13 protein-coding genes are annotated in these 16,976 nt (G+C 56.9%); 9 read left to right on the forward strand and 4 right to left on the reverse strand.

What is annotated here, in order from left to right:
• Nucleotides 1–66 precede the first annotated feature (66 nt).
• Entirely contained in the window at nucleotides 67–1,461 is a 1,395-nt protein-coding gene (locus AB8W27_RS03560) for a sugar porter family MFS transporter (RefSeq protein WP_041923906.1), read from the reverse strand.
• Nucleotides 1,462–1,875: 414 nt separating this feature from the next.
• Nucleotides 1,876–3,030: a methionine adenosyltransferase gene (gene metK, locus AB8W27_RS03565; RefSeq protein WP_007701516.1), complete on the reverse strand. Its 1,155-nt coding sequence runs from the start codon at nucleotides 3,028–3,030 to the stop codon at nucleotides 1,876–1,878.
• A 654-nt stretch (nucleotides 3,031–3,684) separates the two neighbouring features.
• Between metK and yqgB the strand changes: the two genes are divergently transcribed.
• From yqgB to speB, 3 genes are all read left to right on the forward strand, one after another.
• Nucleotides 3,685–3,831, forward strand: a complete 147-nt coding sequence (gene yqgB, locus AB8W27_RS03570) for an acid stress response protein YqgB (RefSeq protein WP_004385639.1) — start codon at nucleotides 3,685–3,687, stop codon at nucleotides 3,829–3,831.
• Nucleotides 3,824–5,800 carry a biosynthetic arginine decarboxylase gene (gene speA, locus AB8W27_RS03575; protein ID WP_041923905.1) on the forward strand — a complete coding sequence of 659 codons (1,977 nt, stop codon included), beginning with the start codon at nucleotides 3,824–3,826 and terminating at the stop codon, nucleotides 5,798–5,800. Before yqgB ends, speA begins: the two co-directional genes overlap by 8 nt.
• A gap of 224 nt (nucleotides 5,801–6,024) precedes the next feature.
• Nucleotides 6,025–6,945, forward strand: coding sequence for an agmatinase (gene speB / locus AB8W27_RS03580; RefSeq protein ID WP_007763971.1), 921 nt, complete (start codon nucleotides 6,025–6,027; stop codon nucleotides 6,943–6,945).
• Nucleotides 6,946–7,048: 103 nt separating this feature from the next.
• Here speB and AB8W27_RS03585 read toward each other — a convergent pair whose 3' ends face one another.
• Nucleotides 7,049–7,807, reverse strand: coding sequence for a M48 family metallopeptidase (locus AB8W27_RS03585; RefSeq protein WP_041923904.1), 759 nt, complete (start codon nucleotides 7,805–7,807; stop codon nucleotides 7,049–7,051).
• Between the two features lie 280 nt (nucleotides 7,808–8,087).
• Between AB8W27_RS03585 and tkt the strand changes: the two genes are divergently transcribed.
• The gene (tkt, locus tag AB8W27_RS03590) at nucleotides 8,088–10,079 is read left to right on the forward strand and encodes a transketolase (RefSeq protein ID WP_041923903.1); all 1,992 of its coding nucleotides are present in this window, start codon (nucleotides 8,088–8,090) and stop codon (nucleotides 10,077–10,079) included.
• Nucleotides 10,080–10,137: 58 nt separating this feature from the next.
• Here the strand turns inward: tkt and AB8W27_RS03595 are convergent, their stop codons facing one another.
• Complete coding sequence (locus tag AB8W27_RS03595; RefSeq protein WP_041923902.1) at nucleotides 10,138–11,274, reverse strand: ADP-ribosylglycohydrolase family protein; 1,137 nt, start codon at nucleotides 11,272–11,274, stop codon at nucleotides 10,138–10,140.
• 353 nt (nucleotides 11,275–11,627) lie between these two features.
• Between AB8W27_RS03595 and epd the strand changes: the two genes are divergently transcribed.
• From epd to argO, 5 genes are all read left to right on the forward strand, one after another.
• A complete protein-coding gene (gene epd / locus AB8W27_RS03600) occupies nucleotides 11,628–12,647 on the forward strand; it encodes an erythrose-4-phosphate dehydrogenase (RefSeq protein WP_015742416.1) in 1,020 nt (339 codons plus the stop codon).
• Nucleotides 12,648–12,721: 74 nt separating this feature from the next.
• Nucleotides 12,722–13,885 (forward strand): phosphoglycerate kinase, encoded by a 1,164-nt coding sequence (gene pgk, locus AB8W27_RS03605; RefSeq protein ID WP_015742415.1) that lies wholly within the window; start codon nucleotides 12,722–12,724, stop codon nucleotides 13,883–13,885.
• A gap of 97 nt (nucleotides 13,886–13,982) precedes the next feature.
• Nucleotides 13,983–15,059, forward strand: coding sequence for a class II fructose-bisphosphate aldolase (gene fbaA, locus AB8W27_RS03610; RefSeq protein WP_007763951.1), 1,077 nt, complete (start codon nucleotides 13,983–13,985; stop codon nucleotides 15,057–15,059).
• A gap of 191 nt (nucleotides 15,060–15,250) precedes the next feature.
• Complete coding sequence (locus tag AB8W27_RS03615) at nucleotides 15,251–16,183, forward strand: small-conductance mechanosensitive channel MscS (protein ID WP_015742414.1); 933 nt, start codon at nucleotides 15,251–15,253, stop codon at nucleotides 16,181–16,183.
• Nucleotides 16,184–16,328: 145 nt separating this feature from the next.
• Nucleotides 16,329–16,964, forward strand: a complete 636-nt coding sequence (gene argO, locus AB8W27_RS03620; RefSeq protein ID WP_041923901.1) for an arginine exporter ArgO — start codon at nucleotides 16,329–16,331, stop codon at nucleotides 16,962–16,964.
• Nucleotides 16,965–16,976 lie beyond the last annotated feature (12 nt).

The following is a 16,976-nucleotide window of genomic DNA, read 5'->3' on the forward strand; positions in this document are numbered from 1 at the left end:
GGATGGGCGCAAGAGGCGGCAGCCCCCTGCGCCCGCCGCCCGCGTGAACGGGCGGCAAGGTAAGGTTTAGTCGTTCGAACCGATATCGCGCAGTTTACGGCCCTGCATCAGGTTACGTTCAATATGCTCCAGCGACACATGCTTGGTTTCCGGCACCAGCCAGATGGTCAGCACGATGAAGAACAGGTTGAGACCAGCGTAGACCCAGAAGGTCGGCGCGTTGCCCAGCGTGTTGAGCATGGTGAGGAAGGTCGCACCGACGATCATGTTCGCAATCCAGTTGGTGGTCGTGGAGAGCGTGATGCCGAAATCGCGGCCTTTCAGCGGCTGGATCTCAGAGCACAGCACCCAAATCAGCGGACCGGCGCTCATGGCGAAACCAATGATGAACATCAGCAGCATCGCGACGGCAAAGTACTGACCTGCCGGGCTGTCGATGCCCATATGCAGCATGGTACCGAGAATGCCCATACCAGCCGCCATCACGATAAAGCCCAGGATCAGCGTTGGTTTACGGCCCCAGCGGTCGACCAGACCGATGGCGATAAAGGTCGCCAGCACGTTAGTCAGCCCGACAATGACGGTGCCCCACATCTGCTCGGTGGTGTTGGAGTAACCCGCCAGTTCAAAGATTTTCGGCGCGTAATACATGATGACGTTCATCCCGGTGAACTGCTGCATCACCTGCAACAGGATGCCGAGGAATACCGCGCGGCGGAAGTTGCTGTTGTCTTTAAACAGCGACCAGCCGCCCTGTTTCACCTTCAGGCTTTCGCGGATTTCTTCCAGCTCGCGTTTTGCTTCGGCGCTGGAGTCACGCAGGCGCAGCAGAACACGCTCGGCGTCGTGGAAGCGACGTTTCGCGGCGAACCAGCGCGGGCTGTCCGGCAGGAAGAAGACGCCAATCAGCAGCAGGAGCGCCGGGATGGTGATAACGCCCAGCATCCAGCGCCAGGCGCCGCTGTAGCTGAACGCGGTATCGGAGAGATAGGCGCCCAGAATACCGATGGTGATCATCAGCTGATACATGGAAATCATACTGCCGCGGATTTTCTCCGGCGCGATTTCAGACAGATAGAGCGGCGCGGTGTAAGAGGCGATACCGACCGCAAGGCCCAACAGCACGCGGGAGATAATCAGCACTTCTGTGTTCGGCGCGAACGCCGAGCAGAGCGAGCCGATGACGAACAGCACAGAGCCAATCATCAGGCTGTATTTACGCCCGAGACGTGAAGAGAGCCAGCCGCTGCCGATAGCGCCGACGGCGGCGCCGAACATCATGGAGCTGACCACCCACTCCTGCTGGTGCGGTGTGATATTAAAATCTTTGGCGATGAAGGGCAGCGCGCCCGCGATCACGCCGATGTCGAGGCCGAAAAGAAGTCCTGCCAGGGCCGCAAGGAAACAGACGAAGAACGTCATGGCCTTGTGCGAACGCCCTTGTTTTTTATTGTCAGGCATACTGCCCTCCAGTTGGGTTATTAGTTTTATCGTGGTAAAGGGTAAGTTAGCGTAACGTAAAAATATGTGATATCAGTCACGTCCGTGTAATCGGTTACACTAGTGCCAACTTGCGTAAAGCACTTATCCTTTTTTATATCAGCTAATTAGTGTAGTCAGAAACGAAGCGGCGAACAGGAATTCAGACTAAACCGAAACGGAATGTAACAGAGTGCAGAAAGGGGATTTGGGTAAAGACAATTCTGAAAAAATGCCGCCTTTCGTGTTCATGTAATCGCTTTCAGTAGAATCTTGCCCGTCGCGCTGGCGGAAAGTATAGCTGCTGGTAGTAAAGAGAAAGGCGCAGGGCGCATTGCGCGCCTGAAAAGCAAAAGGCCAGCACGAGGCTGGCCTTTAGGGATAACTACGCAGGGATTATTTCAGACCGGCAGCATCGCGCAGCAGTTGCGCTTTGTCGGTTTTTTCCCACGGGAAGTGTTCACGACCAAAGTGACCGTAAGCGGCGGTTTCTTTGTAGATCGGGTGCAGCAGATCCAGCATCTGGATCAGGCCGTACGGACGCAGATCGAAGAACTCACGCACCAGCAGGGTGAGTTGCTCGGTCGCAATTTTCTCGGTGCCGAACGTTTCAACCATGATGGAGGTCGGCTCCGCCACGCCGATGGCGTAAGACACCTGGATTTCACAGCGGTCGGCAAGGCCTGCGGCCACGATGTTTTTCGCCACGTAACGCGCCGCGTAGGCGGCGGAACGGTCAACTTTAGACGGGTCCTTACCCGAGAACGCGCCGCCGCCGTGACGCGCCATGCCGCCGTAGGTGTCGACGATAATCTTACGGCCCGTCAGACCGCAGTCGCCCATCGGTCCGCCGATAACGAAACGGCCAGTCGGGTTGATGAAATATTTGGTGGATTCATTCAGCCATTCCGCAGGCAGAACCGGCTTGATGATCTCTTCCATTACGGCGTCGTGCAAAACGCTCTGCTCGATGTCTTCCGCGTGCTGCGTGGAGAGCACGACGGCATCGATACCCACGATTTTACCGGCGTCATACTGGAACGTGACCTGACTTTTCGCATCCGGGCGCAGCCACGGCAGCGTGCCGTTTTTACGCACTTCGGCCTGACGCTGTACCAGACGGTGCGCGTAGGTGACCGGCGCAGGCATCAGCACGTCGGTTTCGTTGGTGGCGTAGCCGAACATCAGGCCCTGGTCGCCCGCGCCCTGTTCAAGCGGATCGGTGCGGTCAACGCCCTGGTTGATATCCGGGGACTGTTTGCCGATAGCGCTCAGTACGGCGCAAGAGTTGGCGTCAAAGCCCATATCGGAATGAACGTAGCCAATTTCGCGTACGGTGTTGCGGGTAATCTCTTCGATATCCACCCACGCGCTGGTAGTGATTTCACCACCGACCAGCACCATGCCGGTCTTCACGTAAGTTTCGCAGGCCACGCGTGCTTTCGGATCCTGCTCAAGGATGGCGTCCAGCACTGCATCGGAGATCTGGTCCGCAATTTTATCGGGATGTCCTTCTGAAACAGATTCAGAAGTAAAAAGGTGTTTTGCCATGTTTTGTATCACCCTGGATAAATCAATTAGCTCAGCATACCGTGTGTTGGTGCCATCTTAGAAGAAAATTCTGCGGCCATGCAGGTAAACACACAGGAAGGCTAAGTGTTAATCGGTATAGATGGATTAACATCTGGATGGCTATTCTAGGTTAAATCTTAAGCCGATTTCCAGCAGTTTTTGAGGCGTCGAATAATGCGTTTAACGCAGCGCTGGCAAGAATTCCTGACAAGGACGGCAAACGGCGCTTTTTTGTTTTGCTTTTTACCCCTGTTCCCGGTATAAAACGGCGCGCGCGGCTCCTGCAAAAAAGCGCACGGAAACCATCCCCGTGTCGCCACTTCCAGCCGGGCTGAGAGTGATTTTTAGCTTTGGCTTATCGCCGGTCTACAAGGGCTGGCGTGGAGGTGATACCAGATAATGAACCGCCGTTATTCGCTTAATCTGCCATGCCGTTCTGGCGTGCGCTTTTCCCCCGCAACCTGCATCTCTTTTTTGCAAACCTGCCGATGTTCTACCCATCTCGGCGCTTCTCAGGATTCCCGGGCCGGTCAAGGCTTGCGATAACTGAACAAGGGCTCTCCTGACGTCAGGAGTTTTCTCGTGGTTTCGCCGACCCGTCACACGGAGTTCGGTTACGTGTTTTACAATGATATGAATAAGAAACCGGTCGCGCGGCAGGGTGGTCAGCACTATGTGCTGGATAACTCTGCTGTTTATGGGTTGTTATCACAGTGTAACGCTGCGATAGTAGTTAACTGTTTTACACTTTCGACAAAATTTGAGGTTCGCTATGTCTGACGACATCTTTTCATCTTCGCCTTCGTCAGCGGGCGAACAGGGTGTACTACGTTCCATGCAGGAGGTTGCAATGAGCTCCCAGGAAGCCAGCAAGATGCTGCGCACTTACAATATTGCCTGGTGGGGCAATAACTACTACGACGTCAACGAACTGGGCCATATCAGCGTATGCCCCGATCCGGATGTCCCCGAAGCGCGCGTCGATCTCGCGAGGCTGGTGAAGGAGCGTGAAGCTCAGGGCCAGCGCCTGCCTGCATTGTTCTGCTTCCCGCAGATCCTGCAACATCGCCTGCGTTCCATTAACGCGGCGTTTAAGCGCGCCCGTGAGTCTTACGGCTATAACGGCGACTACTTCCTGGTTTACCCGATTAAGGTGAACCAGCATCGTCGCGTCATCGAATCGCTGATCCACTCCGGCGAACCGCTGGGTCTTGAAGCGGGCTCCAAAGCGGAGCTGATGGCGGTGCTGGCGCATGCGGGTATGACCCGTAGCGTTATCGTCTGTAACGGTTATAAAGACCGTGAATACATTCGTCTGGCGCTGATCGGCGAGAAGATGGGCCACAAGGTCTATCTGGTCATCGAAAAGATGTCGGAAATCAAAATCGTGCTGGAAGAAGCGGAACGCCTGAACGTGATCCCGCGCCTCGGCGTGCGTGCGCGTCTCGCCTCGCAGGGCTCCGGTAAATGGCAGTCTTCCGGCGGTGAAAAATCGAAATTCGGCCTGGCGGCAACGCAGGTGCTGCAACTGGTTGAGATGCTGCGCGAGGCGGATCGTCTCGACAGCCTGCAACTGCTGCACTTCCACCTGGGCTCCCAGATGGCGAACATCCGCGATATCGCCACCGGCGTGCGCGAATCCGCCCGCTTCTATGTGGAGCTGCACAAGCTTGGCGTGAATATCGAGTGCTTCGACGTGGGCGGCGGCCTCGGCGTGGATTATGAAGGGACGCGTTCGCAGTCTGACTGCTCGGTCAACTATGGCCTGAATGAATACGCGAACAACATTATCTGGGCTATCGGCGACGCGTGCGAAGAGAACGGTTTGCCGCATCCGACGGTGATCACCGAATCGGGCCGCGCCGTAACCGCGCACCACACCGTACTGGTCTCCAATATCATCGGCGTTGAGCGTAACGAATACACCGAGCCGACCGCGCCGTCTGAAGACGCGCCGCGCCCGCTGCAAAGCATGTGGGAAACCTGGCAGGAGATGCATGAACCGGGCACGCGCCGTTCGCTGCGCGAATGGCTGCACGACAGCCAGATGGATCTGCACGATATTCATATCGGCTACTCCTCAGGCTCCTACACGCTGCAGGACCGCGCCTGGGCTGAGCAGCTCTATCTGAGCCTGTGCCAGGAAGTGCAGAAACAGCTCGATCCGCAAAACCGCGCGCATCGCCCGATTATCGACGAACTGCAGGAGCGCATGGCGGATAAGATTTACGTCAACTTCTCCCTCTTCCAGTCGATGCCGGACGCCTGGGGTATCGATCAGCTCTTCCCGGTGCTGCCGCTGGAAGGCCTGAACCACGCGCCGACGCGCCGTGGCGTGCTGCTCGACATCACCTGTGATTCCGATGGCACTATCGATCACTACGTTGATGGCGACGGCATCGCGACCACCATGCCGCTGCCGGAATACGATCCGGAAAACCCGCCGCCGCTGGGCTTCTTTATGGTCGGCGCGTACCAGGAGATCCTGGGCAATATGCATAACCTCTTCGGCGATACCGAAGCGGTAGACGTATTTGTGTTCCCGGATGGCAGCGTGGAAGTGGAGCTTTCCGATGAAGGCGATACCGTGGCGGATATGCTGCGCTACGTACAGCTCGACCCGGATACGCTGCTGACGCATTTCCGCGATCAGGTCAAACAGACCGATCTGGATGCCGCGCTGCAACAGCAGTTCCTGGAAGAGTTCGAGAGCGGCCTGTACGGCTACACCTATCTCGAAGACGAGTAATCGGGTTTCGGCCTCCTGCCGGTCGGGAGGCTAAAAAACGCGCAGCGGTATTTCCTGTTCTATACTGACGAGCATGCTCCACGCGCTATTGAACCTGAACGAAAATGTGGCGATAATCCGCGCCAACAAGTTGTAAACGAATCCATCCCTTCCTCGTCGGGTTTAACGACGCGGAGGGGATTTTTTTTATCTCACATCTCAACCTTCAATAAGAGGTCAGATTCATGAACACCTTAGGCCATCAGTACGACAACTCCCTGGTTTCCAACGCCTTTGGTTTTTTACGCCTGCCGTTGAATTTCATGCCGTATGACAGCGACGCCGAGTGGGTGATCACCGGTATTCCGTTCGACATGGCGACCTCAGGGCGCGCGGGTAGCCGCTTCGGACCTGCCGCTATCCGCCAGGTGTCCACCAACCTCGCATGGGAAGGCAACCGCTTCCCGTGGAACTTCGACATGCGTAAGCGCCTGAACGTCGTGGACTGTGGCGATCTGGTTTACGCTTTCGGCGATGCCCGCGAGATGAGTGAGAAGCTGCAGGCGCATGCAGAGCGACTGCTGGCGGCCGGTAAGCGTATGCTCTCTTTCGGCGGCGACCACTTCGTGACGCTGCCGCTGCTGCGCGCCCACGCGAAGCACTTCGGCAAAATGGCGCTGGTGCATTTCGACGCGCATACCGATACCTACGCGAATGGCTGTGAATTTGACCACGGCACCATGTTCTACACCGCGCCGAACGAAGGCCTGATCGATCCGACCCGCTCCGTGCAGATAGGCATCCGTACCGAGTTCGACAAAGACAACGGCTTTACCGTGCTGGACGCGCCGCAGGTGAATGACCGCACCGTTGACGACGTGGTCGCGCAGGTGAAACAGATCGTCGGCGATATGCCGGTATATCTGACGTTTGATATCGACTGCCTGGATCCGGCATTCGCACCAGGCACCGGTACGCCGGTGATTGGCGGCCTGACGTCCGATCGCGCGCTGAAGCTGCTGCGCGGCATTCAGGATCTGAATATCGTTGGTATGGATATTGTGGAAGTGGCGCCGGCTTACGACCAGTCTGATATCACCGCTCTGGCGGCGGCGACGCTGGCGCTGGAAATGCTCTACATCCAGGCCGCGAAAAAAGGCGAGTAATTTGCGCGTGGCCCGGTAGTGCGATGCTACCGGGCCTGACGGCGGCACTCAAAATGCCGGACAAGGTGAAGCCCTGTCCGGCATTTTTTATTACTGGCTACGTTTATTTAATGCCATCGGCCTTCATGCGATCGCGAATATGCTGCGCGCGCGCTTCAGAGGCCGGGTGATCGTCAAACATTGAGCTTTGACGGCCTTTCTCAAGCTTCGCCAGTTTCTCAAAGCTGGTGGCAAGGCCCGATGGGTTGATGCCGCGTTTACGCAGCAGATCGTAGGAGTAGTCATCCGCTTCGGATTCCTGACGCTGCGAGAACTGCGCGTTAACCAGTTTTTCGCCAAGCTCGCCTAAATCGGACTGCGACAGGCTGCCGACGATACCGCCTGCGGAAGCGGCCGCGCCACGCACCGCGTTGGTGCCAAGCGCTACCTGCATCCCGCGTTTCACGTGGCCCAGCGCGACGTGGCCCATTTCATGGCCAATCACCGCTTCCACTTCGTTATCGCTCATCATGTCCATCAGCCCGCTGTAAACGCGGATGCAGCCGTTGGCCATCGCGAAGGCGTTAACGTCCTTCTCTTCATAAACCTTGTAGTTCACCGGCTGGCCGTTGATGTTATCGCCGAGCGCCGCGGCGATTTTATTCAGGCGCTGCGTATACTGGCTGTTCGCAGGGGCGATTTTCGCTTTGCTGTCCTGCGACTTACAGGCCTCGTCGCTCAGCGCTTTAACCTGCGCGTCGCTTAAGGTGTAAGCCTGGAATGCTTCGGCGCCTGAGCTCAGCAGGCCGTTGGAATTCATGTTTTGGCAACCGCTCAGCAGGGCTGCCGCGGTCATGCTCAGTACTATCGCGCGCATTTTCATCGTTATGCTTCCACGCTCCATTGAGGTTTTCATTATTGTCGCCGCGACGCGGCTTCGTTGACGTGCGGCTAAGTATAAAGAGGTTTGCGCACGTCCGGCGAGCAGGTTGCGCAAACTGCGAGCGGCTTCCAGAGATTTCTTAGCGGACAAAAGGATGCTCCATGTACATGCCCAGCCGCTTGGGTTACATTGTGGGACAATTTTTCGGGCGTAGCCCATAACGCGTAGTAGTCAAGCCGTTAACAAGGCGTGGCCTTCAACTATCCGATCTGGAGTCAAAATGTCCTCTCGTAAAGAGCTTGCCAATGCTATTCGTGCGCTCAGCATGGACGCAGTACAAAAAGCCAAATCCGGCCATCCGGGTGCCCCGATGGGCATGGCTGACATTGCCGAAGTCCTGTGGCGTGATTTCCTGAACCATAACCCGCAGAACCCGTCCTGGGCCGACCGCGACCGCTTCGTGCTGTCCAATGGTCACGGCTCCATGCTGATTTACAGCCTCCTGCACCTCACCGGTTACGATCTGCCGATGGAAGAACTGAAAAACTTCCGTCAGTTGCATTCCAGAACGCCGGGTCACCCGGAAGTCGGTTATACGCCGGGCGTGGAAACTACCACCGGTCCGCTGGGGCAGGGGATTGCGAACGCTGTGGGTATGGCTATCGCAGAGCGCACGCTGGCGGCGCAGTTCAACCGCCCAGGGCATGACATTGTCGACCACTACACCTACACCTTCCTGGGTGACGGCTGCATGATGGAAGGCATCTCCCACGAAGTTTGCTCGCTGGCAGGCACGCTGGGCCTCGGCAAGCTGGTGGCGTTCTACGATGACAACGGCATCTCCATCGACGGCCACGTTGAAGGCTGGTTCACTGACGATACCGCAAAACGCTTTGAAGCTTACGGCTGGCACGTTGTGCGCGGCGTGGACGGTCATGACGCCGACGCCATCAAACGCGCGATTGAAGAAGCGCGCGCAGTCACCGACAAACCGTCTCTGCTGATGTGCAAAACCGTTATCGGTTTTGGCTCGCCGAACAAAGCAGGCACCCATGATTCCCACGGCGCGCCGCTGGGCGAAGCCGAAGTGGCCGCCACCCGCGAACAGCTGGGCTGGAAATATGAGCCGTTTGTGATCCCGCAAGAAATCTATGCGCAGTGGGATGCCAAAGAGATGGGCCAGGTAAAAGAAAGCGCCTGGAACGAAAAATTCGCCGCCTATGCGAAAGCATTCCCGCAGGAAGCCGCTGAATTTACTCGCCGTATGAAAGGCGAGATGCCAGCGGATTTCGCCGCGAAAGCGCAGGAGTTCATCGCGAACCTGCAGGCGAACCCGGCGAAAATCGCCAGCCGCAAAGCGTCTCAGAACGCCATTGAAGCCTTCGGCAAACTGCTGCCGGAATTCCTGGGCGGCTCTGCGGATCTCGCGCCGAGCAACCTGACCATCTGGTCTGGCTCTAAAGCGATTAATGAAGATGCCGCAGGCAACTACATTCACTACGGCGTGCGCGAGTTCGGCATGACCGCTATCGCGAACGGCCTCGCGCTGCACGGCGGTTTCCTGCCGTATACCTCGACCTTCCTGATGTTTGTGGAATATGCCCGCAACGCGGTGCGTATGGCCGCGCTGATGAAACAGCGTCAGGTGATGGTTTATACCCACGATTCTATCGGTCTTGGCGAAGACGGCCCGACCCACCAGCCGGTTGAACAGCTGGCGGCGCTGCGTGTGACCCCGAACATGAGCACATGGCGTCCGTGCGACCAGGTGGAATCAGCAGTCGCGTGGAAATACGCGGTCGAGCGCCATGATGGCCCGACGGCGCTGATTTTCTCTCGTCAGAATCTGGCGCAGCAGGAACGTAGCGAGCAGCAGCTGGCGGATATCGCCCGCGGCGCCTACGTCCTGAAAGACTGCGACGGTCAGCCGCAGATCATCTTCATCGCCACCGGCTCTGAAGTTGAACTGGCTGTCGCCGCTGCCGATAAACTGGCTGCGGAAGGCGTGAAAGCGCGTGTCGTCTCCATGCCGTCTACCGACGTCTTTGACAAACAGGATGCCGCTTACCGCGAAGCCGTGCTGCCGAAAGCCGTCAGCGCGCGCGTGGCTATCGAAGCTGGCATCGCCGACTACTGGTTCAAATATGTTGGCCTGAACGGCGCTATCGTGGGCATGACCACGTTCGGCGAATCCGCCCCGGCAGAGCAGCTGTTTGAAGAGTTCGGCTTTACCGTGGATAACGTGGTGAGCAAGGCGAAAGCGCTGCTGTAACCGCACATCACGCGTAATAAAATGAACGGGAGGCCATGCGCCTCCCGTTTTTTTTGGCTCAGTCGCCCGGATATTTCTCACGCATCGCGATGGCAAACGGTGAGTTGTCGTAGTCTGATATTGGCCAGTCGCGGTAGTCCAGCAAGTCGTCCGCCATTTCCTTAATCACGGCGTTAAGCTCAAGCCGCGCCCGCCACGTTTGCGGTATGGCCGCTACCCCGTGTATCGCCCCGAGAACATGACCGGCTATCGCGCCCGTAGAGTCGGAATCGCCGTCGTGATTGACCGCCATCAGCACGCCTTCTGCAAACGAGCGGGCGCGCAGCGCGCAATAAAGGGCGATGGCGAGCGCCTCTTCGGCGACCCAGCCTTCACCCAGTTTTTGGATCGCCTCCTGTGGGGCAAGCGGCGAAGCGGCGAGTAAGCACGCATGTTCAAGCGCGCGTTCTGTTTCATCGTGATCGGGCGCGCTTTTCAGTAAATCCAGAGAACGCGCCAGCGCGGCAGGAAGGGAGCCCCCCTGAGCGAGCTGTAAGACCAGCGCCGCCAGCACGCCGCCGGTGAGAACGCCCGTCGGGTGACCGTGCGTCAGCGCGGCGAGCTGACAGCCCGTGTCGAACGCCGCTTTCAATACATCACCGCCCGGGTATCGCACGTAAAAAAGCCCCACCGGGGCCACGCGCATGACGCCGCCGCAGCCCTTGCTGTTATTACGGGCCGGTTCGCCGCAGGCGCGCATCTCGCGCAGCGCCGTGAGGCAGGTGTTGCCCGGGGCGCGGGCATGGAACAGGGCCTTATGCCGGATAAGCCAGCCGGAAAGCTCAGTGGTATCAAGCAGACCGTGGCAGTTGCGTTCGCCCTGCGTCAGCAGCCAGCGCAGATAAGCATGCGCGGTCACGGAGGTAAATGACGGGCCGATGCCGCGCATCGCCGCACGCGTCCAGGCCCGCAGCAAACCTTCGGCGGTAAAGAGCGTCATCTGCGTATCGTCCGTGATTTTCCCGGCGCCGCCCCAGGCGTGCTCAAAATCCGTGATGCCCTGCGCACCCCAGCGTGCGGTGATTTCCGCCCGGCCTAAAAATTCCACCGGGGCGCCGAGCGCATCGCCCACCGCGCCGCCAAGCAGGCAGCCGCGAAAGCGCGCCCGTAAAGGAGCCAGACCGGCACCGTTTTCGTACTCTTCTGGATACGCCATCACTGTCCCTTTGTTACTGTGGAGTCGCCACCATTGTAGAGCGCGGCGGCAGGCGCGTAACGTCGATAATGATCTACCTGACGGGATTTATGCAGCCGTTATTCATCACGGCTCATGCAATAGTGGAATTTATTCCAGAAAAAATGTGACGCAGGTCAGAAGTTAGTGTCATTTCGCCGCGGAATCATTCCTTTTATTCCATGATTCGCTTATTCTTGCTGAAGCGTTTCAGTCGACTGATTGTTCGACAATCCATCAAACGGTTGTAGTTTGTGACGGGCGAGGATTCCCCTTCGAAGATGGCTGCATTACTCTGTCAGCTTCTTCACATCCGGGATTCTGGCAGGAGATATATGACCTTACGCGTAGCGATTAATGGCTTCGGTCGCATCGGGCGCAACGTAGTTCGTGCGTTGTATGAGTCCGGCCGTCGCGCGGAAATCAGTGTGGTCGCCATCAATGAGCTGGCCGACGCTGCGGGCATGGCGCATTTGCTGAAATATGACACCAGCCATGGCCGCTTCGCATGGGATGTCCGTCAGGAAGGTGAGCAGCTCTGGATTGGCAATGATGTCATTCGTCTGCTGCATGAGCGCGATATTATCGCGCTGCCCTGGAAAGCGCTGGATGTAGACATTGTGCTCGACTGCACCGGCGTTTACGGCAGCCGCGCCGATGGCGTCGCCCATCTGGAAGCGGGCGCGCGCAAAGTGCTGTTCTCACATCCAGGCGGCAACGATCTCGACGCTACCGTTGTGTACGGCGTCAATGAAGCGGCACTGCGCGCTGAACATCGCATTGTGTCTAACGCCTCCTGCACCACCAACTGCATTATCCCCATTATCAAGCTGATGGACGACGCGTTCGGAATTGAATCCGGCACCGTGACGACTATCCATTCCGCCATGCACGATCAACAGGTTATCGACGCCTATCATCCAGACCTGCGGCGCACGCGCGCGGCCAGTCAGTCCATCATTCCGGTCGATACCAAGCTTGCCGCGGGTATAACGCGTATTTTTCCTAAATTTCATGACCGCTTTGAGGCAATTGCAGTACGCGTGCCTACCATTAACGTGACGGCCATTGATTTAAGCGTGACGGTACAGAAACCGGTAAAAGCCCATGAAGTCAACCTGTTGCTGCAAAAAGCGGCACAGGGTGCATTTCATGGTATAGTTGACTATACGGAATTACCGTTGGTCTCAACAGATTTTAACCACGATCCGCACAGCGCCATTGTGGACGGCACCCAGACACGGGTGAGTGGTGCGCACCTGATTAAAACACTGGTCTGGTGCGATAACGAATGGGGCTTCGCTAACCGGATGCTCGACACCACGTTAGCGATGGCAGCTATTGGTTTCAGGTAAGATTTCATGCATTACGGCTTAGGCCACGATGTATGGGGTCTGCAAAACTTTAAGAATCAACGAGAGGATTCACCATGTCTGTAATTAAGATGACCGATCTGGATCTGGCAGGTAAACGCGTTCTGATCCGCGCCGATCTCAACGTTCCGGTAAAAGAGGGGAAAGTCACCTCTGACGCGCGTATCCGCGCCTCCCTGCCGACCATCGAACTGGCTCTGAAACAGGGCGCTAAAGTGATGGTGACGTCCCACCTGGGCCGCCCGACCGAAGGCGAATACAACGAAGAATTCTCTCTGCTGCCGGTAGTTAACTACCTGAAAGACAAACTGAACTCGCCGGTTCGCCTGGCGAAAGACTACCTCGACGGCGTCGAAGTGGCTGAAGGCGAGCTGGTGGTGCTGGAAAACGTTCGCTTTAACAAAGGCGAAAAGAAAGACGACGAGACGCTGGCGAAAAAATACGCTTCTCTGTGTGACGTGTTTGTCATGGACGCATTTGGTACCGCGCACCGCGCGCAGGCTTCCACTCATGGCGTCGCGAAATTCGCTGACGTGGCGTGCGCAGGCCCGCTGCTGGCAGAAGAACTGGACGCGCTGGGTAAAGCGCTGAAAGAGCCGGCTCGCCCGATGGTTGCTATCGTAGGGGGTTCTAAAGTCTCTACCAAGCTGACCGTACTGGATTCCCTGTCTAAAATCGCTGATCAGCTGATCGTCGGCGGCGGTATCGCCAACACCTTCGTTGCAGCCCAGGGCCACAACGTCGGTAAATCCCTGTACGAAGCCGATCTGGTTGATGAAGCGAAACGTCTGCTGACGACTTGCGATATCCCGGTCCCGACTGACGTTCGCGTAGCGACCGAGTTCTCTGAAACCGCGCCGGCTACCCTGAAGTCTGTTACTGAGATCAAAGATGAAGAGCAGATTCTGGATATGGGCGACGTTTCCGCTGAGAAACTGGCTGAAATCCTGAAAAACGCCAAAACGATTCTGTGGAACGGCCCGGTGGGCGTGTTCGAATTCCCGAACTTCCGTAAAGGCACCGAAATCGTGGCTCGCGCAATCGCAGAAAGCGACGCGTTCTCCATCGCTGGCGGCGGCGACACCCTGGCCGCTATCGATATGTTCGGCATCGCCGACAAGATCTCCTACATCTCCACTGGCGGCGGCGCATTCCTCGAATTCGTGGAAGGCAAAGTTCTGCCGGCAGTTGCGATGCTCGAAGAGCGCGCGAAGAAATAATGTAAGCAGGCGGGGCATCCCGCCTGTTTTTCAGCGCGCCTGACAGCTCGCTTACCCTTTCCAACGGTCGAAGATACACATACAGGACAACGTTAATATGTCTAAAATTTTTGATTTCGTAAAACCGGGCGTCATCACTGGCGACGACGTACAGAAAGTATTCCAGGTAGCTAAAGAGAACAACTTTGCGCTGCCGGCAGTTAACTGCGTGGGTACCGATTCCATTAACGCCGTTCTGGAAACCGCTGCGAAAGTAAAAGCGCCGGTTATCGTTCAGTTCTCTAACGGCGGCGCCGCGTTTATCGCAGGCAAAGGCTTCAAAGGCGAAGGCCAGCAGGCAGCCATTCTGGGCGCTATCTCCGGCGCGCATCACGTTCACCAGATGGCTGAACACTACGGCGTGCCGGTTATCCTGCACACTGACCACTGCGCGAAGAAACTGCTGCCGTGGATCGACGGTCTGCTGGACGCGGGTGAAAAACACTTTGCCGCTACCGGCAAACCGCTGTTCTCTTCTCACATGATCGACCTGTCTGAAGAGTCTCTGGAAGAGAACATTGAAATCTGCTCCAAATACCTGGAGCGCATGTCCAAAATGGGCATGACTCTGGAAATCGAACTGGGCTGCACCGGCGGTGAAGAAGATGGCGTGGACAACAGCCATATGGACGCTTCCGCACTCTACACCCAGCCGGAAGACGTTGACTACGCGTACACCAAACTGAACGCGATCAGCCACCGTTTCACCATCGCGGCGTCCTTCGGTAACGTACACGGCGTTTACAAGCCGGGTAACGTGAAACTGACCCCGACCATCCTGCGCGACTCTCAGGAATATGTTTGTAAGAAACATAACCTGCCGCACAACAGCCTGAACTTCGTGTTCCACGGCGGTTCCGGTTCTTCTGCTCAGGAAATCAAAGATTCCGTCAGCTACGGCGTTATCAAAATGAACATCGATACCGACACCCAGTGGGCAACCTGGGAAGGTATCCTGAAGTACTACAAAGAAAACGAAGCTTACCTGCAGGGTCAGCTGGGCAACCCGAAAGGCGAAGATCAGCCGAACAAGAAATACTACGATCCGCGCGTGTGGCTGCGCGCTGCGCAGGCGAGCATGGTGACTCGTCTGGAGCAGGCGTTCAAAGAGCTGAACGCGGTAGACGTACTGTAAGCTTTTTTACAGCATCGCCGGAAAAAGCCCACCTTTTGGTGGGCTTTTCTTTTTGGGAATAGCAACATACCGGAATCTGATTCGCGGGTGGCCGACTGGCAGAGCGCCGGGGTTTTGTTTACCCTTTAACAACTGGCGCTGCCGTAAACCGGGCAGTTTATTAATCACCCGACCAGGGGAAAGGATGTCGAATGGATGATTTACACGTAATAGACAGCATCAATAACGCCGGCGGCTGGCTGGTGCGTAACCAGGCGCTGCTTATCAGCTATGCCGTCAATATTGTGGCGGCCATCGCCATTATTATCGTCGGGATGATTGTGGCGCGCGCCATTTCCAATGCGCTAAACCGCGTCATGGTCGCCCGTCATATCGACGCCACCGTGGCCGATTTCCTGTCAGCCCTGGTGCGCTATGGGATCATCGCTTTTACGCTGATTGCCGCGCTGGGCCGCGTCGGCGTGCAGACGGCGTCCGTCATCGCGGTACTCGGTGCCGCCGGTCTGGCCGTCGGTCTGGCTCTGCAGGGGTCGCTCTCAAATCTTGCGGCGGGCGTACTGCTGGTCACTTTCCGTCCGTTCCGCGCCGGTGAATATGTCGATCTCGGCGGCGTCGCCGGTTCCGTGCTGCAGGTTCAGATCTTCTCCACCACGCTGCGCACGCCGGATGGACGTATTGTCGTGGTGCCGAACGGGAAAATCATCGCGGGCAACATTATCAACTTTTCGCGCGAACCGGTACGCCGTAACGAATTTATCATCGGCGTCTCTTACGATGCGGATATTGATAAAGTGCGCGCGCTGCTGACGGAGATTATTCAGTCCGAAGACCGCATCCTGAAAGATCGTGAAATGACCGTGCGTATGAACGAGCTGGGCGCGTCGTCCGTGAACTTCGTGATCCGCGTCTGGAGCAAGAGCAGCGATCTGCAGGAAGTTTACTGGGACGTGCTGGCGCGTATCAAGAAAACGCTGGACGCCAACGGCATCGGTATTCCTTACCCGCAGATGGATGTGCATTACAAGCCGGTCAACAACGCGGCTGAAGAAAAAGCACAGCCGCCGCAGTCTGCCATTATTACGCAGCCTGATGCGCCAAAGGAAAAACCGGCCGACGGCCAGTAAGCTCAATACGGTCTGCCTGGTGCAGGCCGTTTTTTTATTCTTCTTTATTAGCATTGCTTATTGGTGATTAAAATTATTCGTTTTTGCTAATGAACCGCAGCCCTTACACTGAGCGCCTGTCACGATAACGCTTGGGAAACGCAACGTGTTAAGCTTTTATTTTCAGGGGCTTGCCCTGGGATCGGCGATGATTTTACCGCTTGGCCCGCAAAACGCTTTTGTCCTGAACCAGGGCATTCGCCGCCAGTATCATCTGATGATCGCCTCGCTCTGCGCGTTGAGCGATATCGTATTAATCTGCGCCGGAATTTTCGGCGGCAGCGCTATCCTGATGCAGTCGCCGTGGCTGCTGGCGCTGGTGACGTGGGGCGGCGTGGCGTTTTTACTATGGTACGGTTTCGGGGCGCTGAAAACCGCGTTGGCGGGCAACCCGGAGCTGGCATCAGCGGAAATTCTCAACCAGGGCAGGCTGCGTATTATCACCACGATGCTCGCGGTGACCTGGCTTAATCCGCATGTTTATCTCGACACCTTTGTGGTGCTCGGCAGCCTTGGCGGACAGCTTGACGCCATTCCGAAACGCGCCTTTGCGCTCGGCACCATCAGCGCGTCGGTTATCTGGTTTTTCAGCCTTGCGCTGCTTGCCGCCTGGCTTGCGCCGCGTCTTCGCACCGCAAGAGCGCAACGGACGATTAATCTGCTGGTGGGCCTGGTCATGTGGATTATCGCCTTCCAGCTGGCGCGCGAAGGGATACATCATCTGTCCGCGCTCGGCCTCTAAGCCTTCTCTGAT

Source organism: Cronobacter turicensis (genome assembly GCF_041222865.1).
In the GTDB taxonomy this organism is placed as follows: domain Bacteria; phylum Pseudomonadota; class Gammaproteobacteria; order Enterobacterales; family Enterobacteriaceae; genus Cronobacter; species Cronobacter turicensis.